General features: G+C 65.8%; 2 protein-coding genes. One reads left to right on the top strand and one right to left on the bottom strand.

The window, feature by feature from the left end:
• Positions 1–365: hypothetical protein (locus tag QZ281_RS05205; protein WP_292225521.1), on the bottom strand; the 365-nt coding region annotated here is incomplete at its 3' end.
• Positions 366–768: 403 nt separating this feature from the next.
• Between QZ281_RS05205 and flgK the strand changes: the two genes are divergently transcribed.
• The coding region (gene flgK / locus QZ281_RS05200) for a flagellar hook-associated protein FlgK (RefSeq protein WP_292225519.1) at positions 769–2,664 on the top strand (1,896 nt) is incomplete at its 3' end.

Raw genomic sequence — 2,664 nt, 5'->3', positions numbered from 1 at the left:
GCCGCCATGAAGGCGAAGGGCTGGATGTCGGTTTCGACAGGAGCGTCGGTGCTGACGGGCGCAGACTCGTCGTCCCGCCCATTATTCAGGCTGGCGCTCGGCGCATCCGGGATAGGGGCAGGTGAAGGCGCGGCGTCTGTCGGCGTGGAGGCGGCGTCCGCGTCCGCCATCTGCACCTGCGCCAGGGCCTGCATGGGGGCGTTGATGACCCGGGCCGCGCGACCGTCAACGCCAGGGCTCTGCAGGATGTCGGCGATCTTGGAGGAAAACAGGCTGATGTCCGCAGCCTGAGCGCCGGGCGCAGCCGAGCCGACGCCGGCGGAGGCCGGGGCGACAGGGGCGAACATGGCGGAGGCGGTCGGCATTTAAGTGCAGGCTGCTTTCAAAAATGGGGTGGCGCCTGCTGCGCCTGACTTTTCGATGCGAGCCTCGCAAAGCTTGGGCCATGTCGAATAGTTCAATAAAAACAATGAAAAGTAGTGAATTCTTATGCCGGGTTCGGAGTGCGGCGGTCGTTTCTTGCCGCGCATTCGCCGTTTTTTGCCCGGTCGCCCGTCGGCCCGTGGAAACTGTACGGGCGACAGGGGGCGGTTTGGCGCGGGCTTTGCGCACCTATCCGGTCATGACAGCTGTCCATTCAGCGATCTTGTTTAAATTCAACGCTCAAGCTGAGCGGCGACGGCGCGTGGCCGGGCAAGAAATGCGCGCAGCAGGGCAGGGCTTGCCGGGTCGGCAGGAGGAAGTGCGTCAATGTCGCTGAATTCGATCATGAACATCGCGACGTCGGGCCTGCAGACCGCGCAGGCCCAGTTGCGCGTCACCTCCGACAATATCGCCAACGTCAATACGGTCGGATACGTCCGCAAGATCGCCGACCAGAGCGCGTCGGTGACCAAGGGCTATGGCGACGGCGTCGACATCACGCGGATGCGGCTGGCGACCGACCGTTTCCTGCAGGCGGCCAGCCTGAGCGCCAACGCCGACGCCGCGCGACACGGGGTGCGGTCGGAGCTGTTCAACCAGATCCAGAACCAGTTCGGCGATCCCAGCAGCAACACCAACTTCTTCGCCCAGATCGACAAGCTGTTCGCCAGCTACGCCAATCTGGCGGAAAGCCCGACCTCGTCCGCAGCGCGCCAGGATACGATCTACAAGACCCAGGCGATGTTCGACGACGCCGCCAATATCGCCCGCCAGATCCAGGCGACGCGGCAGGAGGCGGACAGCCGGATTCAGTCGGTGGTCGAGACGATCAATCCGCTGCTGGAGCAGATCGACAAGCTGAACAAGACCATCGCCGCCGGATCGGCGACGAACCAGGATGTGACCGGCGCCCAGAACGCGCAACAGAGCCTGATCAACGAACTGTCCAAATATATGGACGTGAAGATCGAGCAGCGCTCGAACGGCGGCGTGACCCTGCGGACCGGCACGGGCATGACGCTGGTGGGAGAAGGTCATGCGACCCTGTCCTATCAGGCGGCGGGCACGGTGGATGCGACCACGGCCTTCTCCGACATCATGATCACCGAACCCAGCGGCACGCGCTGGCCGGTGCTGGACGGCGTGACCTCGGGCGAGCTGCGGGGGCTGGTGGAGTTGCGGGACAAGGATGCGCCTGCTGCAGCGGCGCGTCTGGGCGAACTGACGGCCAAACTGGCCGATGAACTGAACCGCGCGCACAACGCCAACACCAGCGTGCCCGCGCCTGCCATCCTGTCCGGGCGCAACACCGGTCAGTCGTTGGAGAATGCGCTGGCGGGCTTCACCGGGCGGACCACTATCTCGACCGTGGACAGCGCGGGCGTGGTGCAGGCCTCGGCCGAAATCGTCTTCTCGGGCGGGACCATGACCATCAATGGTCAGGCGGCGGACCCGACGACCTTCCTTAATGTGTTGAACGCGCAACTGGGCGGGACGGGCACGGCCAGCTTCGTCGATGGTGCGCTGCGTCTGGAAGGCGCGGGTGGAAACGGCGTCGCCATCGCTGATGATCCCAGCGCGCCCAGCAGCAAGGGCGGGCGTGGCTTCTCGCACTGGTTCGGGCTGAATGATCTGGTCACGTCGGCGACGCCCAGCTTCTATGAGACGGGGCTGACGCTGAATGCGCAGCACGGGTTCACGCCGGGCCAGAACCTGACTTTCCGGTTCAATGACGACAACGGATCGCGCCTGCGCGACGTGACGGTCACGGTGCCGTCGGGCAATGGCACGATGGCCGAGATGCTGACGGCGCTGAACGACCCGATCAACGGCGTGGGCCGCTATGGGACGTTCAGTCTGGACGCGAGCGGGACGCTGGCCTTCAAGCCCTATAACCCCGGCGCCCAGACGATGAGCGTGGTGCAGGACGGGACGATCCAGAGCCCGTCGGGCCTGTCGATGTCGCAACTGTTCGGCCTGGGCGGGACGGGGGCCGCGCGGGCAGGCGGCTATTCGGTGCGCAGCGACATCCAGCAGAACCCCAACAAGCTGGCGCTGGCGCAACTGAACCTGTCGGCGGCGGCGGGGACGCCTGCGCTGAGCAAGAGCGACGGACGCGGCGGCCTGCTGCTGGCCGATGCGGGCAAGACCAATGTGAACTTCGCCGCAGCAGGCGGCAGCGGCGGCGGGGTGAAGACCCTGTCCGCCTATGCGGCCGACTTTGCAGGCGACATCGGCGGG

It is taken from the genome of Brevundimonas sp., assembly GCF_018608325.1.
Lineage (GTDB): Bacteria > Pseudomonadota > Alphaproteobacteria > Caulobacterales > Caulobacteraceae > Brevundimonas.
Note: the sequence above shows the minus strand (reverse complement) of the source record. Positions and strands in the feature narration are given on the sequence as shown.